18 protein-coding genes are annotated in these 19163 nt (G+C 64.6%); all 18 read right to left on the bottom strand.

The window, feature by feature from the left end:
- Positions 1-69: 69 nt before the first annotated feature.
- The 18 genes from CLU92_RS15850 to CLU92_RS15935 all read right to left on the bottom strand — a co-directional run bounded on the left by CLU92_RS15850 (position 70) and on the right by CLU92_RS15935 (position 19124).
- A complete protein-coding gene (locus CLU92_RS15850) occupies positions 70-1458 on the bottom strand; it encodes an ethanolamine ammonia-lyase subunit EutB (RefSeq protein ID WP_101482670.1) in 1389 nt (462 codons plus the stop codon).
- A gap of 34 nt (positions 1459-1492) precedes the next feature.
- Complete coding sequence (locus CLU92_RS15855) at positions 1493-2956, bottom strand: TIGR01777 family oxidoreductase (protein ID WP_101482671.1); 1464 nt, start codon at positions 2954-2956, stop codon at positions 1493-1495.
- On the bottom strand, positions 2953-3597 hold the full coding sequence (locus CLU92_RS15860) for a DUF4166 domain-containing protein (protein ID WP_180338531.1): 645 nt from the start codon (positions 3595-3597) through the stop codon (positions 2953-2955). Before CLU92_RS15860 ends, CLU92_RS15855 begins: the two co-directional genes overlap by 4 nt.
- Positions 3594-4157 (bottom strand): GbsR/MarR family transcriptional regulator, encoded by a 564-nt coding sequence (locus tag CLU92_RS15865; protein WP_101482673.1) that lies wholly within the window; start codon positions 4155-4157, stop codon positions 3594-3596. The genes CLU92_RS15860 and CLU92_RS15865 overlap by 4 nt, the downstream gene beginning before the upstream one ends.
- A gap of 67 nt (positions 4158-4224) precedes the next feature.
- The gene (locus tag CLU92_RS15870) at positions 4225-5340 is read right to left on the bottom strand and encodes an acyl-CoA desaturase (protein ID WP_257561098.1); all 1116 of its coding nucleotides are present in this window, start codon (positions 5338-5340) and stop codon (positions 4225-4227) included.
- Entirely contained in the window at positions 5337-6452 is a 1116-nt protein-coding gene (locus CLU92_RS15875; protein ID WP_101482675.1) for a sterol desaturase family protein, read from the bottom strand. Before CLU92_RS15875 ends, CLU92_RS15870 begins: the two co-directional genes overlap by 4 nt.
- A complete protein-coding gene (locus CLU92_RS15880; RefSeq protein ID WP_101482676.1) occupies positions 6449-7072 on the bottom strand; it encodes a phosphatase PAP2 family protein in 624 nt (207 codons plus the stop codon). The genes CLU92_RS15875 and CLU92_RS15880 overlap by 4 nt, the downstream gene beginning before the upstream one ends.
- A gap of 11 nt (positions 7073-7083) precedes the next feature.
- Complete coding sequence (locus tag CLU92_RS15885; RefSeq protein WP_101482677.1) at positions 7084-8379, bottom strand: F390 synthetase-related protein; 1296 nt, start codon at positions 8377-8379, stop codon at positions 7084-7086.
- Positions 8376-9206 (bottom strand): MBL fold metallo-hydrolase, encoded by an 831-nt coding sequence (locus CLU92_RS15890; RefSeq protein ID WP_101482678.1) that lies wholly within the window; start codon positions 9204-9206, stop codon positions 8376-8378. The genes CLU92_RS15885 and CLU92_RS15890 overlap by 4 nt, the downstream gene beginning before the upstream one ends.
- Entirely contained in the window at positions 9199-10236 is a 1038-nt protein-coding gene (locus CLU92_RS15895; protein WP_101482679.1) for an NAD(P)-dependent oxidoreductase, read from the bottom strand. The genes CLU92_RS15890 and CLU92_RS15895 overlap by 8 nt, the downstream gene beginning before the upstream one ends.
- Before the next feature lie 10 nt (positions 10237-10246).
- Positions 10247-11227, bottom strand: coding sequence for a 3-oxoacyl-[acyl-carrier-protein] synthase III C-terminal domain-containing protein (locus CLU92_RS15900; RefSeq protein WP_101482680.1), 981 nt, complete (start codon positions 11225-11227; stop codon positions 10247-10249).
- Positions 11228-11276: 49 nt separating this feature from the next.
- Positions 11277-12185 carry an ion transporter gene (locus tag CLU92_RS15905; RefSeq protein ID WP_101482681.1) on the bottom strand — a complete coding sequence of 303 codons (909 nt, stop codon included), beginning with the start codon at positions 12183-12185 and terminating at the stop codon, positions 11277-11279.
- Between the two features lie 92 nt (positions 12186-12277).
- Positions 12278-14029 (bottom strand): cation:proton antiporter, encoded by a 1752-nt coding sequence (locus CLU92_RS15910; protein WP_101482682.1) that lies wholly within the window; start codon positions 14027-14029, stop codon positions 12278-12280.
- Between the two features lie 108 nt (positions 14030-14137).
- Positions 14138-15382: a metal-dependent hydrolase gene (locus tag CLU92_RS15915; RefSeq protein WP_101482683.1), complete on the bottom strand. Its 1245-nt coding sequence runs from the start codon at positions 15380-15382 to the stop codon at positions 14138-14140.
- 54 nt (positions 15383-15436) lie between these two features.
- Positions 15437-17101: a GDYXXLXY domain-containing protein gene (locus tag CLU92_RS15920; protein ID WP_101482684.1), complete on the bottom strand. Its 1665-nt coding sequence runs from the start codon at positions 17099-17101 to the stop codon at positions 15437-15439.
- On the bottom strand, positions 17098-18060 hold the full coding sequence (locus CLU92_RS15925) for a DUF2157 domain-containing protein (RefSeq protein WP_101482685.1): 963 nt from the start codon (positions 18058-18060) through the stop codon (positions 17098-17100). The genes CLU92_RS15920 and CLU92_RS15925 overlap by 4 nt, the downstream gene beginning before the upstream one ends.
- A 37-nt stretch (positions 18061-18097) precedes the next feature.
- Complete coding sequence (locus CLU92_RS15930; protein WP_101482686.1) at positions 18098-18388, bottom strand: DUF427 domain-containing protein; 291 nt, start codon at positions 18386-18388, stop codon at positions 18098-18100.
- Positions 18389-18458: 70 nt separating this feature from the next.
- Complete coding sequence (locus CLU92_RS15935; RefSeq protein WP_101482687.1) at positions 18459-19124, bottom strand: DsbA family oxidoreductase; 666 nt, start codon at positions 19122-19124, stop codon at positions 18459-18461.
- Positions 19125-19163: the final 39 nt, after the last annotated feature.

Genomic DNA, 19163 nt, shown 5'->3' on the forward strand with positions numbered 1-19163 from the left:
TGGCGTCGAATGGGGAGATCGCCGATTATCGCACCGGCGCACCCGCCCGGGGCGTCAATTTGCGCCGTTTTACGCCGGCAGCCGCCCCAGCGCCGCCTGGAAAGCGTACGCCAGCACCCGCTTCAGCCGGCCCTGCGCATCGGTGATCTGCATGTGCGCCAGCCAGGCCTCGAATTCGGGTGCGGGACGCAAGCCCAGCACGCGGCGCGCGTACAGGGCATCGTGGAACGAAGTGCTCTGGTAGCCAAGCATGATGTCGTCCGCGCCCGGCACGCCCATGACAAAATTGCAGCCGGCCACGCCCAGCATGGTCAGCAAGGCATCCATGTCATCCTGGTCCGCTTCCGCGTGGTTGGTGTAGCACACGTCGCAGCCCATGGGCAGCCCCAGCAGCTTGGCGCAGAAATGGTCTTCCAGCCCCGCACGCATGATCTGCTTGCCGTCATACAGATATTCGGGGCCGATGAAACCCACCACCGAATTGACCAGCAGCGGCTGATACGCGCGCGCCACAGCGTACGCGCGCGCCTCGCACGTTTGCTGGTCCATGCCGTGGTGGGCGCCGGCCGACAGGGCACTGCCCTGCCCCGTCTCGAAATACATGACATTGTTGCCCACCGTGCCGCGTCCCAGCGACAGGGCCGCCGCCTGCCCCTCGGCCAGCAGCGCCAGGTCGATGCCGAAGCTGCGGTTGGCCGCCTGCGTGCCCGCCACCGACTGAAACACCAGGTCGACGGGTGCGCCGCGGCGTATCGCCTCGAGGGTGTTGGTGATGTGCGTGAGCACGCAGGACTGGGTGGGTATTTGATACTGGTCGATGACGGCGTCGAGCAAGTGCAGCAGCGAGACCACCTGCGCCACATTGTCGGTGGCGGGATTGATGCCGATCACGGCGTCGCCGCTGCCCAGCTGCAGGCCATCGAGGATGGAGGCGGCAATGCCCGTGGCGTCGTCCGTCGGGTGGTTCGGCTGCAGCCGCGTGGACAAGCGGTTTTCCAGGCCCAGCGTATTGCGAAAGGCCGTGACGACCTGGCACTTGCGGGCCACCAGTACCAGGTCCTGCAAGCGCATCAGTTTCGAGACGGCCGCCGCCATTTCCGGCGTGATGCCGGCGGCGATGCGGGACAGTAGCGCCGTATCCGTCGCGTCATCGAGCAGCCAGTCGCGAAAGTCGCCCACGCAAAGGTGAGAAATCGGCGCAAAGGCGGCGCGCGCATGCGAGTCGATGATCAGGCGCGTGACTTCATCATCTTCATACGGCACCAGCACCTCGTTGAGGAACAGCGATAGCGGCACCTCCGCCAGCGCCAGTTGCGCCGCCACCCGCTCCCGCGCGCTCGATGCCGCCACGCCGGCAAGCACATCGCCCGAACGGGGCGGCGTGGCCTTTGCCAGCAGCTCCTTCAGGCTGGCGAACGCATAGGTATGCTTGTCTATCGTATGACTGAAGCGGGGCATGGTTCGGTTCCTCCATGCCCCATTCTACGCCAGGCTACAGGCTGCGCAGCGCCCCTTCCAGCTGTGGATAGCGGAAGACAAAGCCGTCGGCCAGCAAACGGTGCGGTGCGACCCTTTGACCTTCCACCAGCAAGTCGGCCTGCTCGCCCAGCAAGGCGCGCATGGCGAAGGCCGGCGTGGGCATGAAGCTGGGCCGGTGCAGTACCGCGCCCGCCACCTGGGCGAAGCGGCGCTGCTCGATGGCTTCCGGCGCGCAGAAGTTGTACGCGCCGCTCACCGCGCCTTGTTCGCTGCGGCGCGCCAGGTAAGCGACACCGCGGATCACGTCGCGCACATGCACCCACGATACCCATTGCTTGCCGCTGCCGAGCGGGCCACCCACGCCGAAGCGGATCGGCAAGAGCATCTGCGGCAGCGAACCCTGGTGGCCGAAGACGAGACCAAAGCGCATGCAGCCCACCTGCACGCCAAATTTCTCCGCCTGGCGCGCGGCCGCTTCCCATTCCTGGCACAGCTGCGACATGAAGATGGCTTGCGGCGCGCTCTCCTCCGTCAATTCCGTCGCGTCGCCCTGCGGCTGCACGCCGTAGTAACCGATGGCCGACGCGGACAGCAGCACCCTCGGCTTGTGCTGCGCGCGGGCGATCCACGCCACCAGGTCCTGCGTCAGCACCACGCGGCTGCGGCGCAGGGCAGCCTTGCGCGCGTCCGTCCAACGCTTCCCGACGATGCGCGCGCCGGCCAGGTTGACCACCATATCGATGCGCTGCGCGTCCGATAATTCGTTCAGCGACTGGATGCAGCGCAGCTTGCCGTCGAAGGTCCACGCGGCCTGCTTCGGCTGGCGCGTCAGCACCGTCACCGCGTGGCCGTCGGCCAGCAGGGCGCTGACCAACTGCTGGCCGATGAAACCCGTGGCGCCCGTCACCAGCACGGACTGTGGCGCGGCGGCAAAGCTCAGGTGTTCCTCTTGCTCTGCCGTCTCCTGTACCTTGCGCCGGCCCAACTGCCACACGGCATACGCGTCGCGCAGGCCGGACAGGCCCACGCCCACGCCACACAGGGCCAGGAAGACGCTGAGCCAGCCATAAGGCTGCCACACGAGGGCCGTCGGCAGGCTCGCCCACTGGCTGCTGTTCAGGGCCAGCAGGGCGATGAAGGCGCCCGCGTTGATCGCCAGCACCGTGTGCGTGACCCGCTCCGTGGCGGGCAAGAGGCGGGTCTGGTCTTCGACGACGAAGTCCCACAGGGTCAGCACGATTTCCACGCCAAACACGATCACCAGTACCCAGGCCCAGGCGCCATGCCATTCCCAGGCGGCCAGGCCGACGAACAGCAGGCTGTAGATCAGCGCACGCGTGGCATGGATGGTCAATTCCAGGCGCGCCGACGCCTTTTGCGGCAGCGCTTCCGTGATTTCATGGTGGTAGATGGTGTCGAAGGCGCCCAGGCAGCCTTGCGCCGCCATCAGTTGCAGGGCCAGCAGATGCGTATTCATGGTGTGTCCTTGTGAAGGGTGGGCGCCGCGCTTTCGCGGAACACGCCGACCTGGGTGAAGGTGGTGCCGAACAGGGCATGGCGGATTTCGATGCGGATGTTGAACTGCTGCGGCGTGTCGTTGCGGTGGCAGAGATAGGTCTTGCCTGGCGTGAGCACCCCGGGAAGTGGCATCCGCCAGCCGAAAAGATCGAGAAAATAGCCATCGCTGGTGAAGTGCAGGTTGCCATCTTCGACATGCAGCACCAGCTTCATGCCCAGCCCCATACCCACGTATTCGAGCACTTCGCCCTGTGCGCTTTCCGCCATGTAGGACGTGAAGCAGATGGGCGCGCGCCCGTGCAGACGGTAGGTGCGCTGCTTGAAGATGAAGGGGCAGCCGGGACGTGAATAGACTTCGATATCGACGGGGAAGTCGTGGTCGTCGTACGGAATCAGCGCGCCATCGATGAAGGGACGCGTCAGCCATCCCAGCACCTTGCCCAGGCGCGAACTGGTGAGTTCACTGAGTTCGCCCTGGTAATACAGGGGCTGGCCCGGCGCTGGATTTTTCTCGAAGCGGCGGCGGATGTCCGGATGCAGGGTGAGCCACTGCTCGCCCATCACCTTCCTGAACAGCTCTCCTTCGGAAGGCCCGTTCATGACTTGCCCGGCTTTTTCGATTTCGCCGGCTTGTCGTCCGGACTGAGGAACTTGGCCACCTTGCCGCCCATGGAGAGCATGCGCTGCAGGGTGGCCGGCGGCAGGTTTTTATAGTCGCTGTAAGTGCTGCTGAGCATTTCCAGGAAGGCCAGCACTTCGCCCATGCGTTCCAGGGTGGCCCGCGGAATGGCCGCATCGTGCTCGCCCTCGATCGCGCACTCGCGCAGCACCGTCAGGGTGGGATCGATCTCGCGCCGCTTGCGTTCCTCCATGATGACCCGGAAGATTTCCCACACATCCTGCAGGGCGACGAAATGGTCGCGCCGGTCTTTCAATACATGCGTGATGCGCACCAGGCCCCAGCTTTGCAATTCCTTCAGGCTGTTGCTGACATTCGAACGGGCCACGTTCAGGCTGGCCGCGATGTCTTCCGCCGTCAGCGGTTCGTTGGCCAGGAACAGCAGCGCGTGGATTTGCGCCACGGTGCGGTTGACGCCCCAGCGGGTGCCCATTCCCCCCCAATGGAGAATGTACTTTTGCGTGGTGGGACTCAGTTCCATGATTTTCTCTTATTTCTGTCGTTACAGAAATGTAAGACGGAACGGAAACAGAGTCAAGCACGATTCGTCAAGACTTTGCGGGCGGCTGGCCCATGGCGCGCAGGAAGGCTTGCTGCGAGGCGTGCAGCTGGCCATAACCGAGTTCGCGGTAGACGAGGCCGTGGCGCGGCGCCAGTTCGGCCAGGATGCGCGCCAGCGCCGGGTAGTGGCGGTGATTCCAGGTGGGGAACAAATGGTGCGTGAGGTGCAAATTCAAGCCGCCGAGCCAGTAGCCGAGCCAGCGCAGGCGGCGCGGTTGCGGCGTCCAGTCGCAGGCCGTGTAAAACGTGTGCTGGTACCAGTCATGCGGCAGGGTGCCGTCTGCGCCCGGCTGAAAAAATTCCACTTCGGCCCAGTGCGTACCGAGGATCAGCGCCACCAGAGCGCATGAGGCGATCATCTGGCCCACGAAATACGCGCCCAGCACGACGTCCCAGGCTATGCCGTGCTGCCGCAGCACCCACATGGGCAGCGCCAGCACCAACGCCACATGGCCCAGCTTCCAGCCCAGGAACGACAGCCAGCCGCGCCAGCCCTGCAAGCGGCTGTGCGCGGCCACGGGTGTCTTGCCGAATCGGTCCAGCCAGTCGCCATACCAGTTCAAATAAGGCAGCGACAGGGCAGCCACCACTGGCCAGTACAGGTATTGATAGCGATATTGGGGCGACCAGCTTTGGTACGGCGTCTGGCGCAGGAATGGATTCGGTTCCGTGTCGAGGTCATAGCCTTCCACGTTGGCATAGGTGTGGTGGAAATGCACGTGGCGGATAGTCCAGAAATCCGTATCCACGCCCACGGGCAAGCCCACCAGCCGGATCAGGATGCGATTCAGGCGTCCCTGGCGGAAGACGGCGCTATGGGCAGCATCGTGCAGGGTATTCATGGCCAGCGCCATGGCCGTGACCAGGCAAGCGACATAGCTGCCGACGAAGCCCAAGGTGCTGTCAGCGCGCAGCGCCAGCACATACAACAATACCGTCAGCACGGCCAGGAAGACGGCTTTTGCGTGCATGCGCACATCGCCAAAACGGTGCTTTCCTTCGGCCGCCAGGTAGGCGTCGGCGCGCGCGCGCAGTTCGCGGCGGAAGGCGGAATCGCGTGCGGGCTGGAAGCGCAACGGGGGCAAGGGAGGCACTGGCGTCACGCGCGCGTCCCCGCCGCTGCCGGCCACCACAGGCGACGCGCGCCGTCGAGTCCATGCGCCAACAACGCTGCCAGGAATGCCATGCCCCACGCATCGCGGGCGCCATACCAGCCCAGATACAGGGCCGGCATGGCCAGGGCGATGGCCACCCAGGCGATGGCGCCCCAGCGGCGCGCATCCGACAGGCCACCCAGGGCCAGGGTGCCGGTGAAGATCAGCGCAAACAGGATCGCCTGCTGAGTGCCGGCCAGCGCCGCTTCATGGTTGACGTAATAGATCACCAGGCCAAACAGGATCACGCCACCAATGCCGATGAACAGCTCGGGCACGTGGAAGGTGCCGCGCGACTGCCAGTGGGGAAAGCGCGCGCGCAGCCACTTGAACAGCTTTCCGTTGCTGGCCAACAGGGGGTTGTGCGTTTGTGCCATGCCCTTCACGCCATAGCGCATTTCCACGCCCGCGAGTTCGGGCTGGAAGCTGCCGAACAGCCTGTCCCACAACAGCAGGGTACCGCCGAAATTGCGGTTGATGTAGCGTGTATCGGTGCCGTGGTGTACGCGGTGGTGCGAGGGCGTGACCATGAATTTGTCGAGGATGCCAGACTTGTTCACCAGCGCATTGTGGTTGTAGAACTGCACCGTGTAATGCAAGGACGAGACCACGAGGAAGATTTCCAGCGGCACGCCAAGCACGGCCAGAATGGCGATGAAGGGGAAATTCGTCAGCGATGAGTACCAGGAATTGCGCACGCCCAGCGACAGGTTGAAATGCTCGCCCTGGTGGTGCACCACGTGCACGGCCCACAGCAAAGGGATTTTATGGTGCAGCCTGTGCATCCAGTAAAAGCACAGGTCCCAGGCAAAAAAGGCGAACACCCATTGCGCGGCCACGGGCCACTGGTCGACGATATGCAGGTTCACATGGCGCAGCAGCATGGCGAAGGCCGCCACTTCCACGCCGCGGAATACCCACATCAGGATGTGGCCGGAATTGAGATTGAAAATGACGTCTTTCCACGGCACCGGCGTCTTGCGCACCCATTTCAGGATCAGCAGTTCGGCCAGCACGAAGGCCAGCATGACAAGGAAAGAGAGGGCAAAGGGATTCATCATGATGCGGATTTTATGGAAATGGCGCGGCGGGCAGTCAAGGATACCTGCATTTTCGCCAACATGCCGCCAGCGATGCCCACGGCCAGACCGGCGGCCAGGTCGATGCTCACGTGCCGGCGCAGCGCGATGATGGCGTAGCAGATCGCCAGGCCCAGCATCACGGCCAGCGCGGAGCGCACCAAGTGACGCCTGTCGCACAAGGCCCACACGCACAGCAGGGTCAGGGCGCCATGCAGCGACGGCAGGCAGTTTTGCGCGGAATCGGCCGCTTGCAGCATGCGCAGCGCCTGCGTGCTCCAGGCACTGCCTTCACCCACGGGCGGATATGCGAGGGTGGTCGGATACAGCAGGAAGACCACGCCGCAGCTCAGGGCAGAAAGCGCCATTGCGCGCGCCAGCCAGCGCACACGCGCTGCATCGGCCACCAGGTAGGCGTAGGGGATCAGGATAAAGAAAGACAGGTACAGCCAGATGGCGGCATCCGTATAGGGAATGGCGCGGTCGATGGCCGTTTCGGGCAGCAGCACTCCCTGCCCTTGCAGCAAGTCGCTGGAAAAATACACAAGGCCGACACTGCCCCAGCCGGCCAGCAAATGCAGCAGGCGACCGCGTGCAGTCATGGGAGAAGGATTCATGCTGTCGCAAGGCGCCGGATGCGGCGCCGTTTCATGGTGGGGTCAAAGGAAGGCAATTCGCCGCTCGTCGTCCAGGCCAGGCCGTCGACGGCCACGCCCAGGCCGCGCAGCACCGTTGCCAGGTGCGCGCGCAGGGCGGCCAGGCCGGCATCGTCCAGGGCCGCGTGCAGCTGCAAGGCCGCTACATCCGACTGCACCAGACGGTAATCGGCGTCCGGCGGCAAGGCTTGCGCGAAGGCCCGCGTCAATACATCGGCAAACACGGCGACGGGTTCGCCGCCGCACGCGGAAGGCAGCAGCAGCAAGTCGTCGCAGCGCCCTTCGATGCCGGCGATGGCGCGCGTGGCGCGGCCGCACGGGCATGGCGTGGCGCGCGCGAGCAGGATGTCATCCAGGCGGTAGCGCACGATGGGCTGCGTGATGCGCGTAAAGTCCGTAATCACGGGCACGAAGCGGCTTTGTTCCTCATCGAGCCATTGCGGCTCGACGTGCACATATTCCTCGTTCAGATGCAGCACGCCGTGCTCGCAGCTACTGGCAAGAAAACCCTCGGTGGCCTGGTAGATTTCATGCACGGCGCCAAACGCCTGCACGATCAGGGCGCGGTCCTGTGCTTCGAGCACTTCGGCAACCGAAATGACTTTTTTCGGTCCCAGCGCCAGGCTGCCGTCGATGACGCGCAAGGCCAGCTGGCGCAGCACCTGGGCCGGTGCGACGATGACGGAAGGTTGATATTGCGCAAGCTGCGCGCACAGGCTGTCGAACGGTTCGAACAGGTCATAGAAGGCAAAGGTGAGCCACGGCGAACGCACGGCCGTGTACAAATTGCTGTTCGCGCGCAGGAACAGGGCCACCCGTTCGCCGGAAAACAGCCCGTCTGGCAGCGCCTTGGCCAGCATCACGCCCGCCCATTGGGCTTTTTCGCGGGGGCTGACGGTAAACACGGCGCGCCGCGAGGAGGTGCCCGACGACAGGCCTACGGTGATATCGCCCACGGCAGGCGTGAAGTCGCGGCTATGCTCGGCGGCCATGGCAGAAGCCATCGCCTGCGCTAAAGTGACGCCTTCCGTGTTCATGGCATCAAAGTGTTCGAGCATCAGCGCCTTGTTCATGCTTGGCCACTGCGCCAGGGGCAGCTTGCGGTACGGCGCAAAGTAGCTGCTGCGCGCGCACAGCGTGTCCATGAAACGCGCCAGCTGCTCCTGCTGGTAACTTTCCAGCTGCGCGCGGCTTGCGAAGCGCAAGCGGCGCGTGTGCCAGTACGACAGCAACAGCCAGAAAATACGCTTCACGGGCGGCCCGCCACAGGCAAATAATCGAGCGTATCTTCATGCGTGATGCGTATCTGCGCATTGCCCGACTGGTGCAGCTGGTGCAAGCGGTTCAGGGTCGCGTAATACGGGGCGCGCTTGTGCTGGATGATGAACGACAGTTCGGACGGCCCGCGCAGCTGCTGAAAACTCTCCGGCACCCAGGCCGCGTCCGAGGCCAGCAAGGTCCAGCCGCCATCCTGCAGCACGAAGGCACCGATATGGCCGATGGCGTGGCCGGGCAGGTCGACGATGTAAATCTCGCCTGTGCCGCTGACGTCGCGCCCGTGCGTAAACGGCAGCAAGGCGGCCGGCAAGGGCGTCTCCGGCACGCTTTCGACAAAAGCCAGGCGGTCGGCAATGTCGGACGGCAGCAGCTCGGGCACGAAGGCCTGGCGCACGGCGGCCACGCCGGACAGGCCGCGCACGGCATCCCAGCCCGGTTTTGACGCCATCAGACGCGCGCCGGGAAAGTCGCGCAGGCCGGCGATATGGTCGGCGTGGAAGTGCGACAGCAGCAAGGTATGGATGTCGCCGGGGGACACGCCATGCGCGCGCAACTGGCCCTGCAAGGACTCCTGCGCGTCAAACGAGATCGGCGTCACCCACGCATACATGCGGTACACGCCCTTCGCCGTGGCGGCGCGGAAGTGTTCGGCGTAACCGGTATCCCACAGGTACAGGCCCGCGCGCGTTTCGATCAGGTAGGCGCGCGAGGGGAAGCAGCGGCTGGCCAGCCCGCTGCCTTTCAAGACCATGCACGATGGGTGGGTGCAGTGGCCGACGCGAAACGCGGTAATGCTAGCCATTGCGTTCCTTGCCCACCTTGTGCGCCGCCGCTTCCTGGCGCATCCACTGCGCCGTCAGGGCGATGCCTTCCTGCAGGCTGACGATGGGACGGTAGCCGAGCACCTTGCGCGCCTTGGCGTTATCGAGCGTCATGTCGAAACTGAGCGCGCCGATGCTGTAGGGCGTGAGGGAAGGCTCGCGCCGCGTGAAACGCGAAGCGAACTGCATCAGGCGCGCAGCCAGCGCCAGCACGCGGTACGGCACGCTGACGATCTCGAACGGCTGCTGCAGATGCTCGCAGAACAGGCTGCGCAAAATGTCGCACAGGCGCGCCGGTTCGCCATTCGTGATGTTGAAGGCGGCGCCCGAAGCGATGGTCTTGTGCACGGTGGCCAGCCACATCGCATGCACGACATTGTCGACATAGGTGACATCGATGGTGACCGCGCCGCCCCTGGGCAGCGGCAGCTTGCCGCCGCGCTCCTGCAGCACGCGTGCCAGGCGCGGGATCAGCACCTGGTCGTGCGGGCCGAAGATGGCGCGCGGGCGCAGGATCACGCAGGTCATGCCGCGATGGCGGTCCACCGATTCCTGCACCAGCTTTTCCGCCATCGCCTTGGAGCGCGCATAGGCGTTGACGTAAGCATCTGGGCGGAAGGTTTCCGCTACCTCGTAGCGGTTGCGGTAATCGAAATACATGGCCGGGGTGGAGATGTGTACGAAGCGCGCCACGTGCAGGCTGGCGGCCGCGCGCAGCAACTGGCCCGTGGCCGTGACGTTGGCGGCGATGAAGTCGCGCTCCGGGCCCCATGGCGAGGACAGCGCGGCGCAGTGCCAGACGGTGTCCATGCCGCGCACCAGTTCATCGACCTGGCGCGGCGATGCTTGCGCCAGATCAAGCGCGACGAATTGCGCGCCCATGCGTTCGAGTTCACGGCCGACAGCGGCGTTGCGGCCCGTGGCGCGCACTTCCACGCCCTGCGCCAGCAATGTACGCACGGCATTGCGTCCCAAGCCGCCCGTTGCTCCCGTGACCAGTATCCGCCTCATCGCACCGCCTTCACAGATCAAGAATCATGCCGCCGATGGTCAGGCCTGCGGCCGTGCCCATCATCAGCAAACGCTGGCCTGCGACGGCCCGCCCCGTCATCACCGCCTCGTGCAGGGCGGTGGGCAAGGACGCGGCCACCTGGTTGCCATGCGTTTCGAAGATCTTGATGATTTTAGCATCGGGAACGTCGAGGATGCGCGCCGCATGCGCGAGCCCCAGCGGGCTGGCCTGGTGCGGCACGACCACATCGACTTTCTCCAGGCCGGCGCCCGCTTCCTGCATGAGTTCCGCCAGGAAATCCGGCATCACCTTGACGGCCAGGCGGAACACGGCCTTGCCATCCATGCGGAACAGGTAATCGCCCGGTGCGCAGCCGTTGCGCGGGTTGCGCTCGGTGCCGCCGCCGCGGATTTCGCAGTAGCGCCGCCCTTCCGGATACGTGCCCATCTTGTAGGCGCGGATGCCGGCACTGCCGTCACCCCGCTCGACGATGACGGCGGCGGCGCCGTCGCCAAAGATCATCGACGCTTCCGGCTCGCTCCAGTCGACCCCGCGCGAGGCGAGGTCGGACGAGACGATGGCGATGCGCCGGTAGGCGCCACCGGCCAGCATGGACGCGGCCACGCGGAAAGCGGCCATGAAACTGAGGCAGCTGGCGTTGACATCGAAACTTTGCGTGCCTGGCGGCAAACCCGCGTGTTCTGCAACGAAACAGGCCGTGTTCGGCAAAGCCTGCTCAGGCACGCCGCAGGCGCAGATCAGCAGATCGATGTCGGACGGACGCAGGCTGGCGTTCTTCAGCGCGTCGAGCAGGGCGCCAGCGCCCAACTGGCTTTGCGATTCATCGGGCGCAGCGACAAAGCGCGACAGCACGCCGCTCTTGCGCAAGGTGTAGCCGGCCGGATGGCCCAATTTCAGGTCCAGGCTTGCGGAAGTAACGCTATGCGACGGCACGGCTTTGCCCGTCGCGATCAGGCGAACTGGAATCATGTTGGCCTTAACAAAATAAAGTAAATACGGTCTATGTTTGGTCTATGAGCTAATCGCGTGCCAGCGGCGGCAAATCAACACCGCAGTTCTTGCAGAAATTGGCATCATCATCGAGCCCTTCTTTCAGGCACGTGGGGCAGGTACGCGTGGTAACCAGCTTGGAACTGCGTTGTACCGTCATTTCGGCACTGATAATGCCGGTAGGCACTGCCAGGATGCCCCAGCCGAGCAGCATCATCAGAGAAGCGATGGTGCGCCCGATGTCGGTGCGCGGCGTGATATCGCCGAAACCCACCGTGGTCATGGTGCTGATGGCCCAGTATATCGAGGTGGGAATACTGCTGTAACCGTTATCCGGCCCTTCCACGACATACATCACAGTACCCAACAGAAAGACCACCATCATGACAAAAGACAAGAAAATGAGGATCTTGCGGCGGCTGGCCAGCAAGGCCCGCCCCAGCACCGTGTATTCATGCACATAGGACGTGAGCTTGAGGATACGGAACATCCGCAGCAGGCGCAAAATACGCACGTCGATCAGCACGTGCGCACCTGGCAGCAGCAAGCCGATGTAAGTCGGCACGATGGCCAGCAAGTCGATAATGCCAAAAAAACTCTTGGCGTAGCGCACCGGATGCCGCAGGCACGACAGGCGGGCAAGGTATTCGATGGTAAATAAAATGGTGAAAAACCATTCCAGCGCCGTCAGCCAAGTGCCATAGCGCTCCGCCACGGAGGCGACACTGCTGAGCACGACCACCGTCACACTGATCAGGATAGCGGCGATCAGCAGCAGGTCGAAGGCGCGGCCCGTGCGCGTTTCCGCCTCGAAAATGACGGTGTACACCTGCTCGCGCCAGCCCCGTTCGGGCTTGCCAAATTTTTGCTGCGTTTCCTGCGCCGCAATCTGCTGCGGCGTCAAGGGTGCCGCCCCGCTCTTCGTCGCGGCTTTCATGTGGGTAGTGTGCTCATATACTATTATTGTATAGATAATTGACAAAGCACGGCGACACGCACGTTTGCGCTACAGGTTTCACTACGACAGCACTACGACAGCTTCTTCGCCAGCAGCACGGCATTACGCCGGTCGCGCTCCGCTTGCACGATGTCCGTCGTGCGCGCTTCCGAGAGGCCTACCGTGTGCAGCACGGTGGCCGTCAGCTGCAGCGCCGATTCCAGTGCTTCGGGCACGACCAGGGTGGCGCCCGCCTGCATCAGGGCCACCGCATGCGCCTCGTCGCGCGCACGCGCATACACGGGCAGCTGTGGATATTCGCGGCGGATCGATTTCACGGCATGCAGGACGGACGCTGCATGGTCCATGGTCAGTACCACGGCGGCAGCCCGGTCGGCATTGACTTTTTGCAACAATTCCGCGCGCGACGCGTCGCCGAAATACACGGGGAAACCGCGCGGATGCAGGGTCGTCACCAGGCGCGCATCATTTTCTATCGCCACATAGGCGATATCCTGCTCCGTCAGCACCTTGGCCAGCAACTGCCCCACCCGGCCGAAACCGGCGATGATGACGGTGCTGCCCTGCGGCGGCAGCGCGCCGTGCGCAAGGTCGGCCAGTTGATGGTGATGGCGCTTTTCCCACCAGTTGCCGAAAGCGCGCGCCGCCTTGGCCAGCGCCGGCGTAGCAAACAGGCTCAGGCCCACCACCAGCATGACGAACTGCGCCACCTGCGGGCCGATCAACTTCGTGCCCAGCGCATACGCGACGACGATGAAGGCAAATTCGCCGCCCTGCCCCAGCAGCACGCCCGTTTCCACGGCGCGCCCCCAGTGAAAACCGCCGATGCGGAAAATCACGCTGATGACCAGGGTTTTCACCGCAAACAGGCTCAGCACGGCCAGCGGAATCAAGATCGGCGACTTGAGGATCTCGCGCACGTCGATCTGCATGCCCACCGACATGAAGAATAGGCCCATCAGCAAACCTTTAAAAGGCTCGATCGTCACTTCCACTTCGTGGCGAAATTCCGTTTCCGCCAGCAGCAAGCCCGCCAGCAAGGCGCCCAGCGCCATCGACAGGCCTGCCAGATACGTCAATCCCGCGATACCCAGGGTGCTGAGCAAGGTCAGGGCCATGAACACGTCAGGCTGTCGTTTTTTGACGAAAAACTGGAACAGCGGACGGATCACGCGGCGCCCCAGCAGATAGATCAGCAGGATGGCGCCCGCCGATTTCACGGCTGCAAAGCTGAGCAGATACGCCAGGTCGTCGCTGCGCCCGCTGGCAAACACGTCGATCAGGATGAACAGCGGCACCACCATCAAATCCTGGAACATCAGGATGGAAAAGCCCGCCTGGCCGCTTGGGGTCTGCAGGGAGCGCTGGTCGGTCAGCAACTGCATCACGACGGCCGTGGATGACAGCGACAGCACCAGGCCCAGCACGATGGACGCTTCCAGCGACAGGCCGAAGTAATACGCGACGACGCCGATCAGGCAAGCGCTGACAGCCACCTGCCCCACGCCCGCGCCAAACACCCAGCGCCGCAGCGCCCACAGGCGTTCGGTCGACAGTTCCAGGCCGATCATGAACATCAAAAACATCACGCCCAGCTCAGCCAGGCCGCTGACCTGCTCGGCACGCACGAACGAAAAATACGTCAGCCACGTGAATTCACCAGCCCACAGGCCGAAGCCGAACGGGCCGAACAGGGCGCCGACGGCCAGGAAGCCGAGCACCTGGTTGACCTTCAGGCGTTGCAATAGCGGAATAAAAATCCCGGCCAAGGCGAGAAACAGCAGGGTTTCTCGCAAATACGGTAAGGCGTGTTGCTCTTCCAAAATAGTCCTAACTTAATGACATCCATGCTGAATTAACAATTGTCGCATGCACGGCCACGGCGAAGTAAGTGCACACACGATATTTTTTGCCACAGGGCAACATCTACGCTATTCATGCTCCTGCGCGGGTGGCGCCAGCATGTCGGCACGGGGGCGGTCCCAGCCCGGCACGTAGGCGGGACAAGGCCGGCCACGGAACTGCTGCAGCTCCACGGTCGTAAAATTGGGCAGCATGCCGGGGTTGAAGCGCACGTCCGTCAGCTTGTCCGCATTCAAGCTGGGCATGCGGGCAAAGCGGAACCAGGCGTCGACATAGCAATTATCTTCCTGCAAGGCGCGCAAGGTCGCCAGGCTGCCCGCCGCCTGGGCCGACACGGCGATGCCGGGCGCCAGTTGCTGGCCCCGCTTGCCGGTTTCGGCCAGCCCGGCCGGGCACGCGGCGGGCGCCAGCGATTCGGGCAACAGGCTCAACGTGCCGCGCCGCAAGGTGTACACATCTGTCTTGCTGTCGAGCGAGACATAGATCCAGCACAGGGGATTGCTGGGGAATGCCGTCATGGCCACATCCCACACGCGCGTGCCGGGGTCCAGGCGCTGCACGGCCGCCTCGATGCGCGTACGGCCGAGGGCCGAGGCCACGCCCTGCGTGCCAATGAAGGTGGCGGCCAGTGCGAAGGCCAGCAGCAGCGCTCCCCGCCCCCGCTCGCCGGCCCGCCCTTGCAGCACGGCCAGCATCACGCCCAGCCCCAGCAGCACGGCCAGCGAGGCGGGTGCCAGATAGGTTTTATAGGTAAAGAAACACAGGGCTGCCGCCAAGGCGGCCAGCAACACGCTTTTGACGATGCCGTAGCGCAAGGACATGATCACGGGCACGCCCAGCAGCACCCAGAACATGGGCTCGACAATGAAGACCATGTCGCCATACAGCCAGCGGCTGTCGAACGGGTAAAACGGGTGCAAGCCATAGGAATTGAGGAAATCCATGCCCATGTGCAGGCAGAATCCCAGCAGCAGACAGGCTGCCAGGCCCACGCGGGCGGGCACGCTGCTTTTCAGCAGGCGGCGCGCGCCGGGCCACAGCAGCCACAGCAGCGCCAGCAACAGCAGCGCCTGCGGCAAGGCCAGCAGCAAGGTATGCGTGTGGCCACGGTGGTGCAGCATGTAGCCGAAAGGACGCGGCAACAGCCTGGTCAGGACCAGGTCCAGGTCGGGCGCGTTGCTGGCAAACCAGGCCGTAAACAGAAACAGCGCGCGCCGGGTGCGCTGGGCGGGGGCTTGCGGCTCGGGCGGCAGGCTGCGGTGTACCAGTTCGCCGACCCCGAGGCCGATGAACGAATGCGTAATATTATCCATCGGGCAATTTTACAGGATGGGCCGACCCGACGCGCTCTTGGACTACTACTTGCGCTACAGCTTCTCCAGTTCCGGGCCGCGCATGCCCACCAGCAAGGCGCGGCCATCGGGCAGCACGCGGAACTCGCCATAGCGGGCCTTTTCCCAGCGCGCCGCCTCGCCTTCCTTGAAGAACCAGGCATCGCTGACCAGCACCCAGTTCCCATCCTTGGGCGTCAGCTCGAGCAGGAATTCGCCGGGCGCCAGCGCCTCCTTGGTGTACGGGCGCAGCAGTTCTGCCACGCCGCGTGCATCGCGCCTGGCCACCACGAGGGGCCTCCCTGGCGCCCTGTCCACGCTGGCCAGGGTGCTGAGGACGCCGAGGTTGACGAAATTGAGGCGCATGTAGTCGCCCTGCATCAGCGAACGGGGATCGACGGGTTCCAGCGCCACGAAGATCGCTTCCCCCTTGGCGATCAGCTGCTCTTTCTGCCAGATGCCGATATTTGCCACCAACAGCACCAGCAGCAAGCCCGCCAGCACGCCCAGGCGCACGGCGCGGGTTTGGGTCAGCGCGGCCGCCTGCTTGCTTTCCACCAGATGCAATACCTTGCCACGCGTGGCCAGCCACGACAGCGCGCACAACAGCGCGCCCGCCATGGCCAGCAGCGCCGCCTTGCTGGCCAGTGGCCAGGCCAGCTGGTAATAAAAGCTGCCAAGTATCCACGCCGCCGCCAGCCCGGCCGCCACGGCCACGCGCGAGCGCCCGCTCGTCAGGCAATACGCGAGGATCAGCAGCACGGGGCCCAGCGCCGGCATGAACCACGCCAGCACGATCAGCACCAGCGCCACACCAATGGCGGGCAACTGGCGCAACGCCGGCCAGCGCCAGCCTGTCCAGACGGCGGCCGCCGTGGCCAGCACGAACGAGACCCCATTCAAGGCCTGCGCATACCAGGCAGCGCCCTGGTGCCGCGTCACTTCACGCGCCACGTCGCCGGCAATGCCACCGCCGCCCAAGGCACCGCCCAGCATGAAGGTCATGCCGGACCAGAAGACCAGGCCCAGCAAGATGGCCAATACCCACCCCGTCGACAGCGATTCCAGGAAGGCGGCGATGGGCGCGCCGCGGCCATCGTTGAAAGCCTGCTTCTGCAGCCAGTGCGCGCCCAGCCAGCATGCCAGCGCCAGCATCCAGGCCAGATACAGTTGCGTGGGGTCGTTCTCGAAAATCCAGTCGCGACCACTATCGACGATGCCCAGCGCCAGCAAGCCGCAAGCGACCAGTCCCAGCAGTACGCGCAGCCAGTCGCGCGGCAGGGATGCCGCCACCACCAGGCATGCCAGGCACATCAGCAGCGAGGCAATCTGCGTGGCATAGTCGCGGAACAGGGCGTAGCCCAGCAAGCCGCCGCCCACCAGCAGGCAGGGCACGGCCAGCTGTTCGACAAACAGGGCCACGCCGCGCATGCGGATCAGCAGCACGGACGCCACCAGCACGATGGCGGCCACGACATACGCGCCGGGACCGTAGCGCACCACGCTTTCCAGGCCCACGCCCAGCGCAATCATCAGGGGAATGGCGGCCAGCCAGGCGCCGAAGGCCGTCATCAGCACCAGCGGCCACGGCCTTGCATCCTGCATCGGCCGGCTAGTGCCGGGCGGCAGCACACCAGCCCGCGTGGCGTCATCGATCAGGGTGGCGAGCGCATCGGCCCGCTGACTGTTCAAATTGCTCATGCCGCCTCCTGGCGCGTGCGCCACAGTATGCCTTGCACGGTCAGCGCCAGCAGCACGGCCGCAAACAAGCCCAGCATTACCAGCCTGCCGACACCATCGCCATTCCCCCCATTAAGCAGCACGCGCGCCAAGCCGCCAACCAGCAAGGTGTTGACGCCCAGCGCGACGGCACTCAGGCCGAACACGTCAAAGTAGCGGCGCGTGGCCAGCAAGACGCCGGCGACGGCCAGCAAGCCCAGCCCGGCCCAGTACGGCGATTCGACATGGCTGCCGAACAGGGCGCTGACGGCCGTGCCCGTGATAAGGATGGTGGCGAGTACCAGGCCCAGGCGCAAGGCACAGCTGCCCGCGCCCGTCCAGCGCGCCAGCAGGGGCGAGACAAAAGCACAGGCAAGCAGCACGGCCAGCCAGCCGCTGACGAAAATGGACAGATCGCTTGAATCGATGCGCCAGCTGTGGTGCGCGTGCGCCTGCATCCACAGGGCTGCAGCCGTGGCCAGCACCAGCATCCACGGCGTCCACAGCACGTCGCTGCGCGCCACCAGGCACAGGGGCAAGGCCAGCGCGGCCCACAGGGCGAACAGCTGCCACGGATCGGCGCCCGTCTGGTACGTCTGGCCGAAATACGCGAACAGGCCGCCAATGGCCAGCAAGGCCAGCAGCAGCAAGGGCACGCGCGCCTTGGGCATGGCAAACGCGCCCACGCAGGTGGCGGCAAACACGCCTTGCAGCAGGGCAAAGCGGCCCATGCGGCCCAGGTCTTCCCAGTTGGCGGCGACCCAGCAGATCAGGCCCATGCCCAGCAGCGCGGCGCCCAGCACGGCCACGCCGCGCGGCAGCCAGTAGGCCAGGCGCGCAGGCTCGCGCTGGAAGCCGGCCACTTCCTGCAATTGCCGGGTTTGCTGGGCGTCGAGCGCGTTGTCCGAGGCGAGTTGGTACACGGCGAGGCGTAAATCCATCGTCTGCTTTCTTTGTCAGGAAATAGGGGGCGTCAGGTCAGCGCTCGACGCTCACGCCGCGCCAGAAGGCGACGTAGCCGGCAATTTGCCTGGCGGCGTCCTTGGGCTGGGGGTAATACCAGGCCGCGTTGGCATTTGTCTGGCCATCGACAACGAGGTCGTAATAGCTGGCCGTGCCCTTCCATGGGCAGGTGGTCGTGTGGCTGCTGGGACGAAGGTACTCCTGCGTCACCGCCGCCAAAGGAAAATACACATTGTTTTCAACGACTTGCACCTGCGCATCGGTGGCTTGCGCGATGACGGCGCCATTCCAGCTGGCTGTTGGCATTTGACTATCCTCCCTTTGCGCCGAGTGTAGCGCAAAAAGTCCGCCATGGCGCGCGCCGTTGGCGCCCCGCTCAAGCGCCGGCGATGATCTGGCGCAAGGCTTGCTCAAACACTTCGGGGGGCTGGCCGCCGGAAATCAGGTGGCGCTCGTTGATGATGACGGCGGGCACCGAGTTGATGCCGTTCTGCTGGTAGAACTGCTCCTGTGCGCGCACCTCGTCCGCGTAGGCGCTTGAGGCCAGCACCTCGGCCGCTTTCACCGTATCCAAGCCCACCTCGCCCGCCACTTTCAGCAGCACCTCGTGCGAAGACGGGTTCTGGCCCTGCGTGAAATACGCATCGAACAGCGCCATTTTGAATGCCTTCTGGCGCCCTTCCAGCGCGGCCCAATGCAGCAAGCGGTGCGCATCGAAAGTGTTATAGATGCGGCCGCGCTTGTCCATGGCAAAGGTAAAGCCCAGCTGCTCGCCGCGCGCGCGGATCGCTTCGCGCGACTGCGCCATCTGTTCCGGGGTGGAGCCGTATTTGCGTGCGATGTGTTCGCCGATATCCTCGCCTTCGGCCGGCATGTTGGCGTTCAACTCGAAGGGCTGGAAGTGGATGTCGGCCTGGACGGTATCGTGCAGCTTGTCCAAGGCTTGTTCCAGCGACTTCAAGCCGATCACGCACCAGGGGCAGGAAACGTCGGAAACGAAGTCGATACGGATGGGAGTGGGTGTGGCGGGAGTGGAACTCATGGTGGGCAGCCTTTGCGCGAGTCGGTGGCGGCCGCACCG

Origin of the sequence: Janthinobacterium sp. 61 (genome assembly GCF_002846335.1) — a bacterium.
Classification (GTDB): Bacteria; Pseudomonadota; Gammaproteobacteria; order Burkholderiales; family Burkholderiaceae_D; genus Janthinobacterium.

What these genes read in the sequence shown, in the direction of transcription:
- CLU92_RS15930 (WP_101482686.1), bottom strand. Translation starts at nt 18,388, where the DNA reads ATGCCAACAGCCAGCTGGAATGGCGCCGTCATCGCGCAAGCCACCGAT.
- CLU92_RS15855 (WP_101482671.1), bottom strand. Translation starts at nt 2,956, where the DNA reads ATGAATACGCATCTGCTGGCCCTGCAACTGATGGCGGCGCAAGGCTGC.
- CLU92_RS15905 (WP_101482681.1), bottom strand. Translation starts at nt 12,185, where the DNA reads ATGAAAGCCGCGACGAAGAGCGGGGCGGCACCCTTGACGCCGCAGCAG.
- CLU92_RS15935 (WP_101482687.1), bottom strand. Translation starts at nt 19,124, where the DNA reads ATGAGTTCCACTCCCGCCACACCCACTCCCATCCGTATCGACTTCGTT.
- CLU92_RS15865 (WP_101482673.1), bottom strand. Translation starts at nt 4,157, where the DNA reads ATGGAACTGAGTCCCACCACGCAAAAGTACATTCTCCATTGGGGGGGA.
- CLU92_RS15895 (WP_101482679.1), bottom strand. Translation starts at nt 10,236, where the DNA reads ATGAGGCGGATACTGGTCACGGGAGCAACGGGCGGCTTGGGACGCAAT.
- CLU92_RS15900 (WP_101482680.1), bottom strand. Translation starts at nt 11,227, where the DNA reads ATGATTCCAGTTCGCCTGATCGCGACGGGCAAAGCCGTGCCGTCGCAT.
- CLU92_RS15875 (WP_101482675.1), bottom strand. Translation starts at nt 6,452, where the DNA reads ATGATGAATCCCTTTGCCCTCTCTTTCCTTGTCATGCTGGCCTTCGTG.
- CLU92_RS15890 (WP_101482678.1), bottom strand. Translation starts at nt 9,206, where the DNA reads ATGGCTAGCATTACCGCGTTTCGCGTCGGCCACTGCACCCACCCATCG.
- CLU92_RS15915 (WP_101482683.1), bottom strand. Translation starts at nt 15,382, where the DNA reads ATGGATAATATTACGCATTCGTTCATCGGCCTCGGGGTCGGCGAACTG.
- CLU92_RS15860 (WP_180338531.1), bottom strand. Translation starts at nt 3,597, where the DNA reads ATGAACGGGCCTTCCGAAGGAGAGCTGTTCAGGAAGGTGATGGGCGAG.
- CLU92_RS15880 (WP_101482676.1), bottom strand. Translation starts at nt 7,072, where the DNA reads ATGACTGCACGCGGTCGCCTGCTGCATTTGCTGGCCGGCTGGGGCAGT.
- CLU92_RS15925 (WP_101482685.1), bottom strand. Translation starts at nt 18,060, where the DNA reads ATGGATTTACGCCTCGCCGTGTACCAACTCGCCTCGGACAACGCGCTC.
- CLU92_RS15850 (WP_101482670.1), bottom strand. Translation starts at nt 1,458, where the DNA reads ATGCCCCGCTTCAGTCATACGATAGACAAGCATACCTATGCGTTCGCC.
- CLU92_RS15920 (WP_101482684.1), bottom strand. Translation starts at nt 17,101, where the DNA reads ATGAGCAATTTGAACAGTCAGCGGGCCGATGCGCTCGCCACCCTGATC.